The 18,338-nt window shown below is 56.0% G+C and carries 16 protein-coding genes (1 of these 16 running past the window's edge); 3 read left to right on the top strand and 13 right to left on the bottom strand.

Features of this window, described 5'->3' with window-relative positions; all coding sequences use genetic code 11:
• The 6 genes from rsxC to blr all read right to left on the bottom strand — a co-directional run.
• On the bottom strand, window positions 1–2,130 hold the 5' portion of the coding sequence (gene rsxC, locus DFO56_RS06220) for an electron transport complex subunit RsxC (RefSeq protein ID WP_114413841.1). Its footprint begins 567 nt before the window's first position; the window shows 2,130 of its 2,697 coding nt (coding positions 1–2,130); the start codon lies at window positions 2,128–2,130; its stop codon lies beyond the left edge, outside the window.
• Window positions 2,123–2,701 (bottom strand): electron transport complex subunit RsxB, encoded by a 579-nt coding sequence (rsxB, locus tag DFO56_RS06215; protein WP_016496267.1) that lies wholly within the window; start codon window positions 2,699–2,701, stop codon window positions 2,123–2,125. The genes rsxC and rsxB overlap by 8 nt, the downstream gene beginning before the upstream one ends.
• A 1-nt stretch (window position 2,702) precedes the next feature.
• Window positions 2,703–3,284, bottom strand: coding sequence for an electron transport complex subunit RsxA (gene rsxA / locus DFO56_RS06210; protein WP_016496266.1), 582 nt, complete (start codon window positions 3,282–3,284; stop codon window positions 2,703–2,705).
• Between the two features lie 77 nt (window positions 3,285–3,361).
• On the bottom strand, window positions 3,362–3,802 hold the full coding sequence (locus DFO56_RS06205) for a DUF2569 domain-containing protein (RefSeq protein WP_016496265.1): 441 nt from the start codon (window positions 3,800–3,802) through the stop codon (window positions 3,362–3,364).
• Window positions 3,803–3,888: 86 nt separating this feature from the next.
• Window positions 3,889–4,104 (bottom strand): transcription modulator YdgT, encoded by a 216-nt coding sequence (gene ydgT, locus DFO56_RS06200; protein WP_016496264.1) that lies wholly within the window; start codon window positions 4,102–4,104, stop codon window positions 3,889–3,891.
• A gap of 245 nt (window positions 4,105–4,349) precedes the next feature.
• A complete protein-coding gene (gene blr, locus DFO56_RS06195; protein WP_016496263.1) occupies window positions 4,350–4,487 on the bottom strand; it encodes a division septum protein Blr in 138 nt (45 codons plus the stop codon).
• Between the two features lie 203 nt (window positions 4,488–4,690).
• Between blr and DFO56_RS06190 the strand changes: the two genes are divergently transcribed.
• Entirely contained in the window at window positions 4,691–5,731 is a 1,041-nt protein-coding gene (locus tag DFO56_RS06190; protein WP_016496262.1) for an oxidoreductase, read from the top strand.
• Window positions 5,732–5,776: 45 nt separating this feature from the next.
• On the opposite strand, the gene add is transcribed toward DFO56_RS06190, so the two are convergent.
• The 5 genes from add to manA form a co-directional block, all read right to left on the bottom strand.
• Entirely contained in the window at window positions 5,777–6,778 is a 1,002-nt protein-coding gene (add, locus tag DFO56_RS06185; RefSeq protein ID WP_045513449.1) for an adenosine deaminase, read from the bottom strand.
• A 100-nt stretch (window positions 6,779–6,878) separates the two neighbouring features.
• Entirely contained in the window at window positions 6,879–8,051 is a 1,173-nt protein-coding gene (locus DFO56_RS06180) for a MalY/PatB family protein (RefSeq protein WP_045513469.1), read from the bottom strand.
• Window positions 8,052–8,067: 16 nt separating this feature from the next.
• The gene (gene malX, locus DFO56_RS06175) at window positions 8,068–9,681 is read right to left on the bottom strand and encodes a maltose/glucose-specific PTS transporter subunit IIBC (RefSeq protein WP_045513448.1); all 1,614 of its coding nucleotides are present in this window, start codon (window positions 9,679–9,681) and stop codon (window positions 8,068–8,070) included.
• A gap of 167 nt (window positions 9,682–9,848) precedes the next feature.
• On the bottom strand, window positions 9,849–11,378 hold the full coding sequence (locus DFO56_RS06170) for a YdgA family protein (RefSeq protein ID WP_045513447.1): 1,530 nt from the start codon (window positions 11,376–11,378) through the stop codon (window positions 9,849–9,851).
• 105 nt (window positions 11,379–11,483) lie between these two features.
• On the bottom strand, window positions 11,484–12,656 hold the full coding sequence (gene manA, locus DFO56_RS06165; protein WP_045513446.1) for a mannose-6-phosphate isomerase: 1,173 nt from the start codon (window positions 12,654–12,656) through the stop codon (window positions 11,484–11,486).
• A gap of 197 nt (window positions 12,657–12,853) precedes the next feature.
• Here manA and fumA point away from each other — a divergent pair, with 197 nt between their 5' ends.
• The gene (gene fumA, locus DFO56_RS06160) at window positions 12,854–14,500 is read left to right on the top strand and encodes a class I fumarate hydratase FumA (protein WP_017456630.1); all 1,647 of its coding nucleotides are present in this window, start codon (window positions 12,854–12,856) and stop codon (window positions 14,498–14,500) included.
• Between the two features lie 133 nt (window positions 14,501–14,633).
• A complete protein-coding gene (gene fumC, locus DFO56_RS06155) occupies window positions 14,634–16,034 on the top strand; it encodes a class II fumarate hydratase (RefSeq protein WP_016496255.1) in 1,401 nt (466 codons plus the stop codon).
• Here the strand turns inward: fumC and tus are convergent.
• Window positions 16,031–16,960, bottom strand: coding sequence for a DNA replication terminus site-binding protein (gene tus / locus DFO56_RS06150; protein WP_045513443.1), 930 nt, complete (start codon window positions 16,958–16,960; stop codon window positions 16,031–16,033). The genes fumC and tus overlap by 4 nt on opposite strands.
• 75 nt (window positions 16,961–17,035) lie before the next feature.
• Window positions 17,036–18,331, bottom strand: a complete 1,296-nt coding sequence (gene rstB / locus DFO56_RS06145; protein WP_016496253.1) for a two-component system sensor histidine kinase RstB — start codon at window positions 18,329–18,331, stop codon at window positions 17,036–17,038.
• Between the last annotated feature and the right edge of the window lie 7 nt (window positions 18,332–18,338).

The following is an 18,338-nucleotide window of genomic DNA, read 5'->3' as shown; positions in this document are numbered from 1 at the left end:
TGCCGCTTCAACGGCGGCTTTGCGCGGATCGACCGGTGCAGATTCAGCCGGTGACTGTCCGGCGTCCGCCTGAGGTTGCTCAGCGTTTGCGGTCGATTCTGCGGACTGGCTCTGCGCGAGCTTGCGCGCTTTGGCGCGGGCAATCGCCGCTTCAACGGCGGCTTTGTGCGGACCGACCGGTGCAGATTCAGCCGGTGACTGTCCGGCGTCCACCTGAGGTTGCTCAGCGTTTGCGGTCGATTCTGCGGACTGGCTCTGCGCGAGCTTGCGCGCTTTGGCGCGGGCTATTGCCGCTTCAACGGCGGCTTTGCGCGGATCGACCGGTGCAGATTCAGCCGGTGACTGTCCGGCGTCCACCTGTGGTTGCTCAGCGTTCGCGGTCGATTCTGCGGACTGGCTCTGCGCGAGCTTGCGCGCTTTAGCGCGGGCAATCGCTGCTTCAACGGCGGCTTTGCGCGGATCGGCTGTTTCGCCGGTAGCGGCACTGTTTTCCACCTGCTGCGCTTTTTCTGCCTGGCGGGCGCGTGCCTGCGCTTTGCGTGCTTCGCGCGCGGCAATCACTTCGCTGTTATCAGGCATGGCACCGGCCTGAATGACAACTGGCTGGGCAGCGGTCGTCTGTTTTTCGCGCACGCGCGCCAGCGCGGCATCAATCGCCTGCTGATCTTTAGCCGCAGGCTGAACCGCAGCCTGTTTATGACGCTGCTGACGGGCGATTTTTTCGCGCTCAAGACGTGCCTGGCGCGCTTCAAAGCGCGCTTTGGCTTCGGCGTTGCGTTTTTCTTCCTCGGCGATGGCGTAAATCTCCGCCTTCTCCTGGCGGAAATATTGCACCAGCGGAATATTACTTGGGCACACCCACGCGCAGGCACCACATTCGATGCAATCGGAAAGGTTATGCGCCGTCGCTTTGTCGTGCTGCTGGCCTTTGCTGAACCAGTAGAGTTGCTGCGGCAGCAAATCGGCCGGGCAGGCGTCGGCGCAGGCGCTGCAGCGAATGCAGCCTTTTTCTTCCTGCGGCTCGCCCATCTCGCTGGCGGAAGGTGCTAACAGGCAGTTGGTAATTTTTACTACCGGCACATCCAGCCACGGCAGCGTGAAGCCCATCAGCGGGCCGCCCATAATCACCAGTTGCTCAGCGGAAGGGCAGAAACCGGCGAAATCGAGCAGATGGCGCACCGGTGTTCCCAGGCGCGCCCAGACATTGCCCGGTCGGCTAACCGCTTCGCCGGTCACCGTAACAACGCGCTCCGTTAAGGGTTCGCCGTCGATCACTGCGCGTTTAACCGCATAGGCGGTACCCACGTTTTGCATCAGAATACCGATATCCGACGAACGCCCGCCGTGCGGCACCTGCTTGCCGGTGAGGATCTGCGTAAGCTGTTTGGCACCACCGGAGGGGTATTTCGTTGGGATGACTTTCAACTGAATATCGTGGCTGCCCGCCAGCACCGCACGCATCATGGAGATCGCCTGCGGTTTATTATCCTCAATACCGATAAGTACCTGACGCGGCCTAAGGATGTGCGCCAGAATCCGCACACCTTCCATAATCTGCGCCGCGCAATCCTGCATTAAGCGGTCATCAGCGGTGATGTAGGGCTCGCATTCCGCAGCGTTAATAATCAATGTTTCGATTTTATCGCCGCCGCCTTGCAATTTTGCTCCGGTCGGGAAGCCTGCGCCACCAAGGCCGGCTACGCCAAACTGGTGGATGCGCTCGATCAGTTCGTCATGGCTATGCGAACGATAATCCGCCCACCCGTCGCGCTCAATCCAGCGATCTTCGCCATCCGCTTCAATAATGATGCTCATCTCTGGCAGCGCAGAGGGGTGGGCGGTGGAGTGGGGCGCAATCGCGACCACGGTACCGGACGTCGGCGCATGAACAGGTAACATACGGCCACGGCCGCGCGTCAACGGCTGGCCGCGCAACACCTTGTCACCGACGCGTACACACAGTTCGCCTTCGGCACCAATATGCTGCTTTAACGGGAGCACAAAGCGGCTCGCCAGCGGCATTTGGCGCAGCGGCGTACCGTTTGATTGGGTTTTCATTTCAGGCGGATGAATGCCGCCGTGAAAATCCCACAGTTTCTCTTTTCGGAAAGCGGAAAATAACTTAAGCATGGTGTTCCACAGGAATATTACGCACCGGAATGGACTGCAAATCCCATTTCCAGCTATGGGTGGTCGTTTCCACAGGACGCAATTCAATGCACTGCGTCGGGCACGGATCCACGCAAAGATTACAGCCGGTGCACAGATCGCTCATCACCGTATGCATGGCGCGTGTTGCGCCGAGAATGGCGTCTACCGGACAAGCCTGAATGCACTTTGTGCAGCCAATGCAATTGTTCTCATCGATTACCGCCAGCATACGCACAGGCTCAAGCGCTGCGGCATCGCCATCAATGGGTTGCGGATCGACATTCAATAGCGCGGCGATTTTCAGCATCACGGCTTCGCCGCCGGGGGCGCAGCGGTTAATTTTTTCACCCTGCAGACCAACCGCCTCTGCATAAGGGCGGCAGCCTGGGTAGCCGCACTGCCCGCACTGGCTTTGCGGCAATAATTCATCAACGCGTTCAACAACCGGATCATCCTCAACCGCAAAACGGCGGGAGGCATAACCCAGAATGACGCCAAACAGCAGCCCCAGCACGCTCAGTGCGGCAACGGCTATGGAAATCGCACTCATATTACAGTTTCACCAGACCACTAAAGCCCATAAAGGCCAGAGACATTAAGCCCGCAGTGATTAACGCAATCGCATTGCCGCGAAAGGGGGCGGGCACATCGGCAACGGCAAGACGTTCGCGAATCGCGGCGAACAACACCATCACCAGTGAGAACCCTACGGCGGCGGCGAAGCCATACAACGCCGACTGCATGAAGTTGTGCCCAAGGTTGATATTGAGCAGGGCCACGCCGAGCACCGCGCAGTTAGTAGTGATAAGCGGCAGGAAGATACCCAGCAGGCGATAGAGCGCCGGGCTGGTTTTGCGCACCACCATTTCGGTGAACTGCACCACCACGGCGATAATCAGGATAAACGCCAGCGTGCGCAGATAGACTAAATCCAGCGGGATCAGCACCCATGTATCGATGAGCCAGGCACAGATAGACGCCATCGTCATCACGAAGGTGGTCGCCAGCCCCATGCCCATTGCGCTTTCCAGTTTTTTGGAAACGCCCATAAACGGACACAAGCCAAGAAACTTCACCAGCACGAAGTTGTTGACCAGTACCGTTCCGATAAATAGCAGCAGATAGTCTGTCATTATGTGGCCTGAAATAAAAAAAGCCGCCTATTATCGGTCAAACAGCACCGGGCGACAACAGGATAACTGTAAGGTTATTACGGGTTAACAAAGGTCCTTTTCACGCGGCTTGAGCGCTTGAAATAGGGCACCATCAACGCGGCGGCAAGCAGCGGAAAGAGTAACTGACGCAGCGCCAGTTCATCGGTGACAGGAGCGAAGGCAAAGGCTTTCACGGAGAGCAATACGCAGACCAAAAGCCAGATAATATAGTGCTTCGGCACGCTGCGGCGGCGTTTAAAAAAGGCGATAACCAGCCAGAAAGTGTAATACCAGATGGCGATCGCGAAGGCGAAAGAGACGAACCACAGTATGGTTTGTTTCAGCGGTTGTGCGCCCAGCGCCGTTACCGACTGGGGTGTCATTAAGGCGGTGGCATACAGCAATAATGCCAGCGAGGTGCTTAATAACGTGACCAGCAACCAGGCCAGAGGGCCGAGTAACCAGCCTCCGATTCTTTCTGCGGGAGTCGTTGTCATGCGTATTCCTCTGTTAAGGCATTAATGCTCTGAATGGTTTCGCCGGGCGAGGAGTATAAAGCATTACACAACGAATGCCAGCGGCGTTACTGCACGTAGCGCCATACCGAGCGCGGAACGCACCCAATGTCAAACAGGCGGCCGCCAGAAACCAGTTCAGCCCGGCGATGATCGGCTGCGCGGTACATGTTGATAATTTCACCGCTGTCGGTCAGCGTGTAGTTAAGGTGATCAAACAATTTTTCCAGACTTTCAAGCGAACTGATTTTGCGGAATTTTAATAAATAGTCCTGAACGGTCATGTCGAGGGGTGTCCATATAATAAGAAAGAGGCAGAAAATACACGCGGGCTAATTTTGTACGAATAATAAACATTATTACCCGGGCGTAAATAGCACAGGAATGGTCTGCCACTAAATTAAGAGTTTTCTTTTCAGGTGAAACCAGGCACCAGAACAGCGCCCGGCTGTGAAGATTAACGCCCTTCGTCATGGCTGGCAATAAGCATATGACGCTTAATTGCATTTTGCGCGTTTTACGGCGGCAATTATTTCTTTTGTGCCGCGACGCTCTGTTCAGGGGGCTGATAATTATCGATATGGCTGGCAAAAACCAAAAGAATGGTCGATACGCCGAGCACCACCCAGCCCATTAATTCAATAATCCGATTGAAAATTCCGGCCATACTTTTACTACTCCCTGATGTTTACTTTTGTCTGCGGCTGTCGATAAAAACCGACGCCCGGTTGCAGATTTAAGCAGATTTTTTAGGCAGAAACCAGGGCTGAGCGCGGTAAATTCATTCGTTTCGCTAATGGGTTGCTGAAGCGGTTGTCGCCACCTGGCAGATGGTGTGAAATAGACGTTCTAATAAGGAGAGACCACTCTATGAGCGATAATATCCGTGTCGGATTAATAGGTTATGGCTACGCCAGCAAAACATTTCATGCGCCGTTGATTGCCGGAACGGCGGGAATGGAACTGGCCGCGATTTCCAGCAGCGACGAAGCAAAAGTAAAAGCGGATTGGCCAGCCGTGCCGGTTGTCTCTGAGCCGAAGCATCTGTTTAACGATCCCTCGATTGACCTGATTGTCATCCCCACACCGAACGATACCCATTTCCCGCTGGCCAAAGCGGCGCTGGAAGCGGGCAAACATGTGGTGGTGGATAAACCCTTTACGGTGACACTGTCACAAGCGCGTGAGCTCGACGCGCTGGCGCGCAGCCTCGGGCGTGTGTTGTCGGTGTTCCATAACCGCCGCTGGGACAGTGACTTTCTGACGCTGAAAGCCTTGCTGGCCGACGGTGCGCTGGGCGAAGTCGCCTATTTCGAGTCGCATTTTGACCGTTTCCGCCCGCAGGTACGTAACCGCTGGCGCGAGCAAGGCGGGCCAGGCAGCGGCATCTGGTATGATTTGGCGCCGCATTTGCTCGATCAGGCGGTTAACCTTTTCGGCTTACCGGTATCGATGACGGTGGATCTGGCGCAGTTACGCCCTGGCGCGCAATCCACAGACTATTTTCACGCGGTGCTTGCCTACCCGCAGCGGCGCGTTGTGCTGCATGGCACTATGCTGGCGGCCGCAGAATCGGCCCGCTATATCGTGCATGGTTCGCGCGGCAGTTACGTGAAATATGGTCTGGATCCGCAGGAGGAGTGCCTGAAAAGTGGTGCGCGGTTGCCGCAGGCCGACTGGGGTTATGACATGCGCGACGGCGTATTAACCCGCGTTGACGGCGAAGAGCGTAAGGAAGAGAACTGGCTGACGCTACCGGGCAACTACCCGGCTTATTACGCGGCCATTCGCGACGCGCTTAACGGCGTGGGGGAAAACCCGGTTCCGGCCAGCCAGGCGATCCAGATAATGGAGCTGATTGAGCTGGGCATTGAATCTGCAAAACATCGTTCCACGCTGAGTCTGACCTGAAAATCACCGCTCACGCATTGTCGTGAGCGGTTTTCTTCTTTCTTCTTACGCCTTCGCAACACTATCGCGCAGCGCTTGTTTTTCCGCCGCGCTGAGAAAAGCCATCTCCAGCCCGTTAATCTGCGCCTGGCGAATCTGTTCGCGACTCAGCCCGGCGGCCGGGGCCGCAACCTGGTATTCATGACCAATTTCGACACCTTGCACGGCCGGGTCGTCGGTATTGATGCTCGCCAGAATGCCATGCTCAAGGAAGGTTTTCAGCGGATGGCGGGCGAGGGAGGGCACGGTACTGGTCTGAATATTCGACGTCAGACAGGATTCAATACCGATGCGTTGTTCGGCGAGAAAATCCATCAGCGCGGCATCTTCGATCGCCTTCACGCCGTGGCCAATTCGTACGGCACCGAGTTCACGAATCGCCTGCCAGATGCTTTCCGGACCGGCGGCTTCACCCGCATGAACAGTAATCTGCCAGCCCGCATCGCGCGCACGGTTAAAATGCGAAAGGAAAAGACTGCCAGGGAAACCCAGCTCATCACCGGCCAGATCCAGCGCGGTAATGCCGTCGCGGTGCGCCAGCAGCGCGTCGAGTTCCTGCAAACACGCGGCCTCGCCGAAGGTACGGCTCATAATGCCGATTAAGCGCACCTGCACATTGAAATCACGGCTCCCTTCGCGCACGCCGGCAATCACCGCTTCGACAACGCCCGCGACCGGCAGGTTATGGGTCATCGCCATATAACCTGGCGAAAAGCGCAGTTCAACGTAGTGCAACCCGTTCAGCGCCGCGTCCTGCATGTTTTCGTAAGCGACGCGGCGACAGGCATCCAGTGACGCCAGCACTTTGACACCCCAGTCGAGTTTCGCAAGGAAGCTAACCAAATCCGGTTCATTAGAGGTGACCTGAACGTGCGGACGCAGCGCTTCAAGAGTTTGTGCAGGCAGGGGCAGATTGTACTGGCGGCCAAGATCCAGAATGGTTTGTGCACGGATGTTTCCGTCGAGATGGCGATGAATATCAGTTAACGGCAGGTTGGGATCAATCATGGTCGCACTCTTATTTTAAGAAAGTGCTCGCCATTATAGAGACAAAAGGCGGTAAAAAGCTATCTTGCGCAACCCGGAGGGCGGGTTGCGCAAATCTGGTTTAATGAAGCGACGCTAATGCCGCGATTAATCCCTTCACACCTTGCTCAAGTTTCACCCGTGGGCAACCGACATTCAGGCGCACAAACCCGCGTCCTTCCGCACCGTAAGTATCGCCGCGCATGATGGCCACCTTTTGCTCCTCGATCAGCGCTTTTTGCAGTGCGGAATCATCAATCCCTAACGGGCGCAAATCTATCCATGCCAGATAGGTGGATTCCGGCACTTGCCAGTTCAGCACAGGAAAGGCGTTATTCAGACGCTCTGCCAGATAAACCAGATTGGCGCGCAGGTAAGCACGAAGCGCATCCAGCCACGGCGCGCCGTTACGGTAAGCGGCGATATGGGCGACGACCGACAGCACCGCCGGTGAGGAGAGGCCGTTGCTGTTTTTCAGCGCCTCCAGCCAGCCATTGCGCGACGACGCATCATCAATAAGCCCCCACGCGCCGGTCAGTGCGGGAATATTGAAGCTTTTCGATGCCGAACTAAACAGCGCCCACGGCCCGCGAGCGACAGCGCACCAGGGGATGTGCGGTTGGCTGCTCCAGACCATATCCATATGAATTTCATCGCTTATCACTTTCACGTTATGGCGTTCACACAGCGCCGCTATGGTTTCCAGTTCATGGCGAGTCCACACTTTGCCGGTCGGGTTTTGCGGGCTGCACAGCAGCAGGATTTTACTCTCCGGCCTTGCCAGCGCGGCGTCGAGCTGCACCATATCGCAAAACCAGCCTGCATTGTTGTGTTGTAGCGGCACGGCCAGCAACTGCCGTTGATTCCCCTGAATGGCTTTATAAAACGCGTCATACGCCGGGGTATGAACCACGATGCCATCGCCCGGCTGTGACCACTGGCGGATCATTTCGGCAATCATCCAGATAACCGACGGACCATAAACAATGCTGTCAGCATCGATCTGCGTATTAAAGCGGCTGGTCATCCAGTGCGAAATAGCCCCCAGAAACGCCTCGTTTTTCCAGCGGCTGTAACCCAGTACGCCATGCGTAAGCCGCTGTTGTAGCGCGTTAATTACGCACGGCGCGGTGGCAAAATCCATATCGGAAATGGTGAAAGGAAGCAAATCCGCGCGCCCAAAGCGATCGGCGACATAATCCCACTGCGTACACCAGGTGCCGCGGCGGTCAACCGGAGTGGAGAAATCGAAGATATCCGTGGTCATTTTATTATTCCGCCTCCACCGGGGTGCCAAACCGTTGCGCATTGATAAGCTGCGCCATTTCATCTTTTACTGACTGCACCTGCGGCCCAATCACCACCTGCAAATCATGTTCATTCACTTTGATAACGCCAATCGCGCGGTTGGCCTTGAGGGCGTCAACATTGACGTTATCCATCTCCTTGACCGAAAGGCGCAAGCGGGTAATGCAGTTATCCAGCGTTGCGACGTTATCCGCCCCGCCAAGCGCAGTAAGCAGGGCAGGAACATCATAACCGGATTTGCCCGTCACGCCCTGCGTTGCAGAGGTTGCGCTTTCCGCTACAGCGTTGTCGCGCCCCGGTGTTTTCAGGTCAAAATGGGTGATCGCGAAACGGAATAAGGCGTAGTAAACGACGAACCAGATGGCGGCCACCAGCGGCACCAGATACCACTTCGTCGCCATGCCGTGCAGCACGCCGAAGACAATGAAATCAATCACATTGCCATCCGTGTTGCCGATCGTCACGCCGAGCACTGCCATCACGGTAAAGCCCAGGCCGGTGAGCACGGCATGAATTAAATAGAGCACCGGGGCGACAAACAGGAACAGAAATTCGATCGGTTCGGTAGTGCCGCCCACCACGCAGGCAATCACGCCGGAAATCATCAACCCTTTTATTTTATGGCGGTTTTCGGGCCGTGCGCAGTGGTACATCGCCAGCGCCGCGCCGGGTAAGCCGCCCAGGAACGCGGGCATCTTGCCTTGCGAGAGAAAACGGGTCGCGCTTTCGGCGAAACCGTGCGTTTGCGGGCAGTTAAGCTGCGCCTGGAAAATGGTCAATGCACCGCTGACGCTGTGTCCACAGACCTCCATTGTTCCACCGGCTTCCGTAAAACGGATCAACGCCACCAGAATATGTTGCAGACCAAAGGGCAGCAGCAGGCGTTCGCCAGTGCCGAAAATCATCGGCCCGAAATCTCCGGCGCGATCGATAATGTGCCCCAGGCCGCTAATCGCCATGGCAAACCACGGCCAGACCAGCGGGATCGCAAGCCCTACAACGCCCATCACGACGCTGGTGACAATCGGCACCGAGCGCGTCCCGCCGAAAAAGGCCAGCGCGTCCGGCAGGCGCAGGGTGTGAAAGCGTTCATGTAAACGCCAGATAATAATCCCGGCAATCACCGCGCCGAGGATCCCGGTATCAATGGACTGGATGCCGAGCACATTCTGCACGTTATGTGCTTTGAGCAGTGATGCATCGGTAGTGGGCAATATGCCCTGCGCGGTAAGCCAGAAATTCACCGCCAGGTTCATCACCGCATAGCCGACAAAACCGGAAAAAGCCGCCACGCCTTTATCTTCACGCGCCAGTCCAAGTGGAATAGCGATGCAGAACATCACGGGCAGGAAACTGAACGCGAATGAGCCAATTTTGTTCATCCAGATAAAAATGGCCTGCAGCAGCGGATGGCCCAACACCGGCAGCAGTGTTATCACATCGCGGCTGCTCAGCGAGCTGCCAATGCCGAGCATGATGCCGCAAAAAGACAGCAGCGCGACGGGCAGCATAAAGGTTTTACCGAGCTGCTGGAAAAATGCCCACAGGTTCGCTTTTTGCGCGGTTTTCCCCGCCATAACCTCTCCTCACGAAAAAAGAATGCTCTGGCGGATGCGCAGAGCGCAGACGGTTTTATCAGTTTTTGTCGCGCAAAAAGCGCGAGCCGGTAACGGGGTTGTCGTTTTCGGATTCCGGCAAGGTGGCCCAAAAGAAAATAAAAAGCCCCTCGAAAGGGGCTGGAAAATTACTGCTGCGGTACCGCCGGAACGGGCGGTGTCGCGTCGTCCGGCTGGGCAGGCTGCAGCCCTGGCATACCAAACATCCCGACAAACTGCTCGAGCGGCATTTTTTCGCCATTCAGCGTCACCTGGCCGTTAGCATATTGCAGGCTGGTGAGGATGCTGTTGTTTTCCACGGTGGTGATGCGGAACATCTGGCCCATCGCCGCCAGGCCTTTCACCTGCTGGCTTGCCAGTTTCGCCGCGTCCTCTTGCTGATAACCTTCAAGTTTCGCCACCTGAGTCATCATTTCGGTGGCCATATCCAGCGGGATCGTCAGCTTGCTGTCGAGGGATTTCACCGTGCGGTCAACCTGATCGGCCAGCGTTTGCGGCGTGCCGGTTGCGGTTGACGGATCTTTCAGGAACAGGGACATATTAAACGACGCTTCGCCTTTGGCGTTCTTCCAGCTTAGCGGCGCAATGGTCAATACCGGCTCGCCTTTCAGCAACAGCGGAACAATACTAAGGAACGCTTCAGTGGCTTTCTGCTGGTAGAGCTCCGGGTTCTGCGCGATATCCGGTTGCGCCATTAAGGCCCGGATTTGCGCGTCGTACTGCTCGCTGGCCTGATGCCAGGCTTTGCCGTCAATCTGACCCACTTTCAGCGTCAGTTTTCCGCTGCCGAGATCCTGACCCTGCACCTTCAGGCTGTTCAGGGAGTAATCCAGTTGGCTGTTAAGGCTCTTTTTGTCGTCCGCAACGTCCGATTTGGCGGTTAAGTTCATGCCTTCGAGCAGTGCCATCTCTTTATTTTCAATAGAGATCGCGAGCTTATCGAGGCTCATCTTCTGGTTGCCGGTACGCTCATCAAAGCTGGACATTTCGCTGGAGCCGTCGGTTTTCAGGTTATTGAACGACAGCTGCACTTTCTGCCCATATTCATTTACCGTATCCACCAGGCCGCTTTCGGCTTCGCCGCTCAGCGACAACGCGTTACCTTTACTGTCCGCGCTGAAGCGGAAATGACCGCCGCTGAAGGCAACTTTGTCGCCATCTTTTTCTGAATTCAGCGGGCTCAGCACGACATCCGTGCGGGTATCGCCGCTGTAGCCAATGCGGGTGTCGGCGGAGAAGGGCGCCTGGCCTTTGGCGATATCAAACAGCCCTTTTGTCACTTCGTTATTGACCAGTTGCGTATGCACGGAAGCCATCGCAGGCGTCAGGCTAAAGGTTTTAAGCTGCGCCAGCGGGAAGGGTCCATGATCGACCGTCTCGTGCAGAACAATGGCTTGCCCCGGCTTCAGCCAGGTATTGGTGCTGCCGGCGAGCGGTTTAATGTTTAACGTTAACTGGCTGGAAAAGAGGCCGCGCTGGTAATCCTGCGCAGAGAGCTCAATATTGGCCTCCGGCGCGTTGCGCTTAATTTGTGCGTTCGCCTGGCTGACCATCTCGGCCAGACGACCTTCAAGTTGTTTGCCGGTGTACCAGGCTCCGCCCGTCCAGACGATACCGAGCGCGACGATAATCCCCGCGGCAACCCACGTTTTTTTCATAGTATTTATCCCTAAAAAAGAAACCAGGCGGTTAACTCCGCCTGGATGTCGAGTGATGTGCCTTCAAGCTTAGCAATCCTTGCTAAAAAGTTCAGTAACTTACTCTCACTTATTAAACACTCGCGCTACGCGACCGGTGCCGCTTACGCCAACAGGTGATTCGTCGGCGGCGATAAACGCCGATTCACCTGCCTTGAGCACTAATTGCTGGCTCGCTTTGCTGAGCACCGCCTCACCTTCGACGCAGAAGACAATGGCCGCGCTCTGCTGCGCCAGCTGGGTTTCGCTGGTGCTGAGATCGTGCAGCGAGAAGGCAAAGTCGTCTACCGGGATCGGGAAATCCAGCTCCGCGCCGTGCTGCGTCGGTTGCGTCAGCAGCTCATTCGCCGGTTTTGGCGTGAATTTTACGTTCGCCACCAGTTCCGGAATGTCGATGTATTTCGGCGTCAGCCCGGCGCGCAATACGTTGTCAGAGTTCGCCATCACTTCCAGCGCCACGCCTTGCAGATAGGCATGCGGCGTTTCGGCAAACAGAAACATTGCTTCGCCTGGGTTCAGTTTCACCACATTCAGCAGCAGCGGAGAGAAGAGGCCGCTGTCATCCGGGTAGAACTCGCTAATCAGGCGAATGGTCTGCCACGGTTCGCCGGAGTGATTGCCGAGCGCTGATTTCAGCACCGCCAGCGCGCGGGATTTCTCCTCGCCTTGCATATTGAGCAGTGCGGCAAACAGCTCGCTCAGGCGCTCTGCGCCCGGCGCTTGTAGGAAATGGGCGATCGCCGGGTGCGCGCCCGCCACCGGTTGCAGCAGGGAAACAATGTCGGAAAACTCGCGGAAGGCGTTCATCGCAAGGAACGGTGTCAGGGCAAACACCAGTTCCGGCTTGTGATTTGGATCTTTGTAGTTACGTTCTGCGGCGTCCAGCGGAATGCCTGCGGCGTTCTCTTTGGCAAAGCCTGTCTCGGAGTTTTTCTTGTTGGGATGCACCTGAATCGACAGCGGCTGGTCGGCGCACAGCACTTTAAACAGGAACGGTAATTCGCCAAAACGGTTAGCGACGGCGCTGCCCAGCAAACGGGTTTTGTCCTGTTCAATCACCTCACGCAGCGCACGGGTCTGGCCGCTGGCATCCTGCACCTTTGAGCTGCTCTTCGGGTGCGCGCCCATCCACAGTTCCGCCATCGGCAGATTGTCAGGATTGGCGATGCCGTAGAGATCCGTTAATGCCGTTTTACTTCCCCAGGCATAGTTCTGCACGGAGTTGATGAGTTTTTGCATTATCAAGCCCTTTCTCATTAATGAAATTATGGCGTTATTAAAGCAACAAAGCCGACGGAAGTAACCTGCGAGGGTAAAAAGTCGTACTAGTCTCAGTTTTTGTTAAAAAATTGTGTAGGATATGGCGACTCGCTTTAACACAGGCAGATGGATTGACTGCCTGAACAATAACCAGATCAGCCGTAAGTGAGAGAACAATGTCGAACAAACCCTTTTATTATCAGGATCCTTTCCCGCTCGGAAAGGATGACACCGAATACTACCTGCTAAGCCGCGACTATGTTTCTGTGGCTGAGTTTGAAGGGCAGCAGATCCTGAAAGTGGATCCGCAAGCGCTGACCCTGCTGGCGCAACACGCTTTCCACGACGCCTCATTTTTACTGCGCCCGGCGCACCAGCAGCAGGTCGCCGATATCCTTGCCGATCCCGAAGCCAGCGAAAACGACAAATATGTCGCCCTGCAATTCCTGCGCAACTCGGACATTGCCGCGAAAGGCATTCTGCCGACCTGCCAGGATACTGGCACGGCGATCATCATGGGCAAGAAAGGACAGCGCGTCTGGACCGGTGGTGGAGATGAAGCGGCGCTGGCACGCGGTGTTTACAACACCTACACCGAAGAGAACCTGCGCTATTCGCAAAACGCCCCGCTGGATATGTACAAAGAGGTGAATACCGGTACCAACCTGCCGGCGCAGATTGATCTCTACAGCGTTGATGGCGACGAGTATAAATTCCTCTGCATCGCAAAAGGCGGCGGTTCGGCGAACAAGACTTACCTGTTTCAGGAAACCAAAGCACTGATCACGCCTGCGAAGCTGAAAAACTACCTCGTCGAGAAGATGCGCACCCTCGGCACAGCGGCCTGCCCGCCGTATCATGTCGCGTTTGTGATTGGCGGTACGTCGGCGGAAGCGACGCTGAAAACGGTCAAACTTGCTTCCACCAAATATTATGACGCGCTGCCAACTGAAGGTAACGAGCACGGACAGGCGTTCCGCGACGTGCAGCTTGAGCAAGAACTGCTGGTGGAAGCGCAGAACCTCGGTCTTGGCGCACAGTTCGGCGGCAAATATTTTGCGCATGATATTCGCGTGATCCGCCTGCCGCGCCACGGTGCGTCTTGCCCGGTTGGCATGGGCGTATCCTGTTCAGCCGATCGCAATATCAAAGGTAAAATCAACCGCGATGGCATCTGGCTGGAGCGTTTAGAGCAGAATCCGGGCAAATACATTCCGGAAGCGCTGCGCGAGGCCGGTGAAGGCGAAGCCGTGAAAGTGGATCTTAACCGCCCGATGAAAGCGATCCTCGAACAGCTTTCGCAGTACCCGGTCTCTACGCGCTTGTCGCTTACCGGCACGATTATCGTTGCGCGCGATATCGCCCACGCGAAGCTCAAAGAGCTGATGGACAGCGGCGAACATCTGCCGCAGTACATTAAAGATCACCCAATTTACTACGCAGGCCCGGCAAAAACGCCGGAAGGTTATGCCTCCGGTTCGCTGGGGCCGACCACCGCCGGGCGTATGGATTCTTATGTCGATCAACTGCAGTCGCAGGGCGGTAGCATGATCATGCTGGCGAAAGGTAACCGCAGCCAGCAGGTGACCGATGCCTGTCACAAGCATGGCGGTTTCTACCTCGGCAGCATTGGCGGCCCGGCGGCGATCCTTGCGCAGAACAGTATCAAAAGCCTTGAGTGTGTCGCTTATCCGGAACTCGGCATGGAAGCTATCTGGAAAATTGAAGTGGAGGATTTCCCGGCGTTTATCCTTGTGGATGACAAAGGCAACGACTTCTTCCAGCAAATTCAATCCGGGCAGTGTGCCCGCTGCGTTAAATAGTATTGACCGCCCTTCGGGGCGGTTTTTTAAGCACAAAGCAGTAAACAACATTATAAAAAGCATCAATACTTTTACTTGTTTGCAGGTGAGCAATGTCGCAACCCAATATCACTTTGTAACCAAGGAGAGAGTCATGGCAACGCATCGCAGTGAGAAAGATTCAATGGGCGCAATCGACGTCCCGGCAGACAAACTGTGGGGAGCGCAAACCCAGCGATCGCTTGAGCATTTTCGTATTTCAACGGAAAAAATGCCGGTCTCACTGATCCACGCACTGGCGCTGACCAAACGCGCGGCGGCGAAAGTTAATCAGGATTTGGGGTTACTGCCCGAAGAGAAAGCGCGCGCGATCATCGCGGCGGCGGATGAAGTGCTGGCCGGGCAACATCCCGATGAGTTTCCGCTCGCTATCTGGCAGACCGGGTCCGGTACGCAGAGCAACATGAACATGAACGAGGTGCTGGCCAATCGCGGCAGCGAAATCCTCGGCGGCGTACGCGGCATGGAACGCAAGATCCATCCCAATGACGACGTGAATAAAAGCCAGAGTTCCAATGATGTTTTCCCGACAGCGATGCATGTCGCGGCGGTGATTGGCGTGCGTGAGCAACTGATCCCGCAGCTACAGGTGCTGAAAAAGACGCTTAATGAGAAAGCCACCGCGTTTGCCGGTATTGTCAAAATCGGCCGTACGCATTTGCAGGACGCGACGCCGCTGACGCTGGGCCAGGAGATCTCCGGCTGGGTGGCGATGCTTGAGCATAACCTTAAACATATCGAACAAAGCTTGCCGCATCTGAGCGAACTGGCGCTTGGCGGCACCGCCGTGGGCACCGGGCTGAATACGCACCCGGAATACGCCGTGCGCGTGGCGCAAGAGCTGGCCAGCTTTACCGGACAACCCTTTATTACCGCGCCCAACAAATTTGAAGCGCTGGCGACCTGCGATGCACTGGTGCATGCCCATGGCGCGCTGAAAGGGCTGGCCTCTTCATTAATGAAAATCGCTAACGATGTGCGCTGGCTCGCCTCTGGCCCGCGGTGTGGTATCGGCGAAATCGCTATCCCGGAAAACGAACCGGGTAGCTCGATCATGCCGGGTAAAGTTAACCCCACACAGTGCGAAGCGATGACCATGCTATGCTGCCAGGTGCTGGGCAATGATGTGGCGGTGAATATTGGTGGCGCATCCGGCAACTTTGAGCTGAACGTTTTCCGCCCGATGGTTATCCATAATTTCCTGCAATCGGTGCGTCTGCTGGCGGACGGCATGGAGAGCTTTAACGAGCATTGCGCCGTGGGGATTGAACCCAACCGCGAGCGTATTGATCAACTGCTCAATGAGTCTTTGATGCTGGTGACCGCACTGAATACCCATATCGGCTACGACAAGGCGGCGGAAATTGCCAAAAAAGCGCATAAAGAGGGGCTGACGCTGAAAGCTTCTGCGCTGGCGCTCGGCTACCTGACGGAAGCCGAGTTTGACAGCTGGGTGCGTCCGGAATCGATGGTTGGCAGTTTGAAACAGGCTTAACCCGCCAGATACAGGTGCAGCCGCGGGATGATCAGCGTCAGCGGCTGCGCCTGCGGTTTATAGCGGTGTTGAATAGTTTCCGCGTTGTAATCCAGCAGCTCGCCAATATCCGGAACGGTTCCACCATTCTCTTCTGAAATCAGCGTGATAAGCGGTGTCGGACAGGCATATTGCACCTGCTTTTGTGAACCGGCATACCAGACGCGGGCAATGGGTTGCACTTTCACCGGACGTTTGATTTTCAGCCGCGCCTGTTTTGGCAGGGCGGCGATATCGTTGTACTCCTGCTCAATACGCCCCAGCCACTCTTCTCGCGTCCATGCAGAGACGGCGCGCGGGGATTTCAGGCTTTTTTCCAGTTGCGCCAGTACCTCATCGCGGGTGAGGTTTTTAATAATGTGCTTATTCGCCCAGCCAAAACGGATGGTTGCCGGTGCGCGAATGGTCGTCAGTGTCCGGTAAGCATTTAAAGTGATAAGCCCCGGCAGATGGCGGTGAACCCATTCAAACCGGGCCGCAGGGGCCAGCCCCGATTCCTGAGTGACTATCCGTTCAAAGGTTGATTTCAGCGCGTTCACGGTGCTGATGCGTTCAGCCAGCGCGCTAAGCGTGGCCTCATTTGCCTGGTAGCAGATAACGCCCGGCAGCCGCACAGCGGCTTTGCTGCTGCGGTTTTCCGACTGCTGCTGAATAAATAAATGGGTGAAATGATTGAGGGCAAGCGCTGCCGCCTGCTGACCAAGATGTTGTTCGACATGGATCGCGGTAAGCGGGTTGTGTTCCGCGCCTTTGGGGATATCCGGCAGGCTAAATACGCGCGCGGCCATTAACCGGCACTCTGCTAACTCGGTTTTTAGCGCAGCCAGTTCCTGTTCCAGCTGCCGGAAGGTGGTGTTGAGGCGTTCGATCAAATCTAAGGCAGCCATTTCACGCTCCATTAGTTACAACATACTTTTATTTATAGCACAGTCGCCGGGAGCCGGCCACTGTGCGGTTAATGGTCAGGAGGGCAAAACAATGTGGTGGTAAATCGGCCAGTGGAAAGAAAATTTCGCGCCGCCCAGCTCGCTCTGCGCGCAACTGACTTCGCCGCCGAAAGCCTGCGCGATGGAATGCACAATTGCCAGCCCTAACCCGCAGCCGCCGGTCGCGCGGTCGCGGCTGGGATCGAGGCGAACAAAGGGCTCAAACACGCGTTCGCGCTCTTCGGGCGCAATACCGGGGCCATCATCTTCAACGATCATGCAGGCTTGTGAACCTTCGCGTTGTAAGGTGACTTTTATCGTTTGCTGGCTGTAACGCAGGGCGTTATTCACCAGATTATCCAGAACGCGCTCCATCAGACGCATATCCAGCGCGCCATAATCTTCACCCGGCGTTGTTGCCAGCAAAAAGGTGTGCTGCGGGTTCATGCTGCGCGCATCGTCAAGGTAACTGCTGAACCACGCCGGTAGATCCGGGGAGGTGAGTTTCAGTTCGGTCTGAGGACGATCGAGACGAGCGTAAGTCAGCAACTCTTCAATCAGCGCTTCCAGTTGCCCGATATCGCGATTTAACGCCGCATGCTCGGTTTCGCTGAGGTTTTCGCTCATTTCCAGCCGGTAACGCAGCCTGACCAGCGGCGTGCGCAGTTCGTGGGCTATGCCGTCTATAAGGTGCTTTTTACTGGCAATCAGCGCATTGATATTGTCCGCCATCTGGTTAAAGGCGATGCCGAGCCGCTCAAAACTCGAGGCACTGTCAAAATGAATGCGCTCCTCTAAATGCCCCTCGCCGAAGCGTTGTGCTGCCGATTCAAGCCGCAACATCTCCTGCCAGTGCGGGCGCATCCAGATAAATACCGGGAAGGCGAGAGAGATAGCAATTAGCGCCATCAATCCCATATCCAGCAGCCGCGTTTCATGCAGGAAAAAGAGATACGGCACCGGGCCGACCGCCAAAACATAATGGCTGCGGGGAATACGCTGGATAAAGGTGTATTCCGAATCAAGCGCCACGATATCGCCTTCGCGCAGCCGTTGCGCCGGACGTGGTTCCAGCGTGTATTTGCTCATTGGCTCAATGCGCAGATTAAACGACAGATTGAGATCCAGCTCCTTCAGGGTTCTGGCCCATTGATTGGGCGGGATCTCGCGCAGCTCGCTACGCATCAGGTACAGCGAGCTTTTCATCAGGTCGTCAAGGGACTGGCGGCCAGCGCGCTCGGCGGTGAATTTATAAACCAGACCCACCAGCATCGTCATCACCAGAAAGCAGACGAACAGCAAAAGGTAAAACTGGACGAACAGCTTTTTCATAGCGACA

Source organism: Kosakonia sp. AG348, assembly GCF_003337365.1.
In the GTDB taxonomy this organism is placed as follows: Bacteria; Pseudomonadota; Gammaproteobacteria; order Enterobacterales; family Enterobacteriaceae; genus Kosakonia.
Note: the sequence above shows the minus strand (reverse complement) of the source record. Positions and strands in the feature narration are given on the sequence as shown.

Coding starts and splice junctions, on each gene's coding strand:
- rsxB (WP_016496267.1), bottom strand. CDS start 2,701: ATGAGTGCGATTTCCATAGCCGTTGCCGCACTGAGCGTGCTGGGGCTG.
- rsxA (WP_016496266.1), bottom strand. CDS start 3,284: ATGACAGACTATCTGCTGCTATTTATCGGAACGGTACTGGTCAACAAC.
- DFO56_RS06205 (WP_016496265.1), bottom strand. CDS start 3,802: ATGACAACGACTCCCGCAGAAAGAATCGGAGGCTGGTTACTCGGCCCT.
- ydgT (WP_016496264.1), bottom strand. CDS start 4,104: ATGACCGTTCAGGACTATTTATTAAAATTCCGCAAAATCAGTTCGCTT.
- blr (WP_016496263.1), bottom strand. CDS start 4,487: ATGGCCGGAATTTTCAATCGGATTATTGAATTAATGGGCTGGGTGGTG.
- DFO56_RS06190 (WP_016496262.1), top strand. CDS start 4,691: ATGAGCGATAATATCCGTGTCGGATTAATAGGTTATGGCTACGCCAGC.
- add (WP_045513449.1), bottom strand. CDS start 6,778: ATGATTGATCCCAACCTGCCGTTAACTGATATTCATCGCCATCTCGAC.
- malX (WP_045513448.1), bottom strand. CDS start 9,681: ATGGCGGGGAAAACCGCGCAAAAAGCGAACCTGTGGGCATTTTTCCAG.
- DFO56_RS06170 (WP_045513447.1), bottom strand. CDS start 11,378: ATGAAAAAAACGTGGGTTGCCGCGGGGATTATCGTCGCGCTCGGTATC.
- manA (WP_045513446.1), bottom strand. CDS start 12,656: ATGCAAAAACTCATCAACTCCGTGCAGAACTATGCCTGGGGAAGTAAA.
- fumA (WP_017456630.1), top strand. CDS start 12,854: ATGTCGAACAAACCCTTTTATTATCAGGATCCTTTCCCGCTCGGAAAG.
- fumC (WP_016496255.1), top strand. CDS start 14,634: ATGGCAACGCATCGCAGTGAGAAAGATTCAATGGGCGCAATCGACGTC.
- tus (WP_045513443.1), bottom strand. CDS start 16,960: ATGGCTGCCTTAGATTTGATCGAACGCCTCAACACCACCTTCCGGCAG.
- rstB (WP_016496253.1), bottom strand. CDS start 18,331: ATGAAAAAGCTGTTCGTCCAGTTTTACCTTTTGCTGTTCGTCTGCTTT.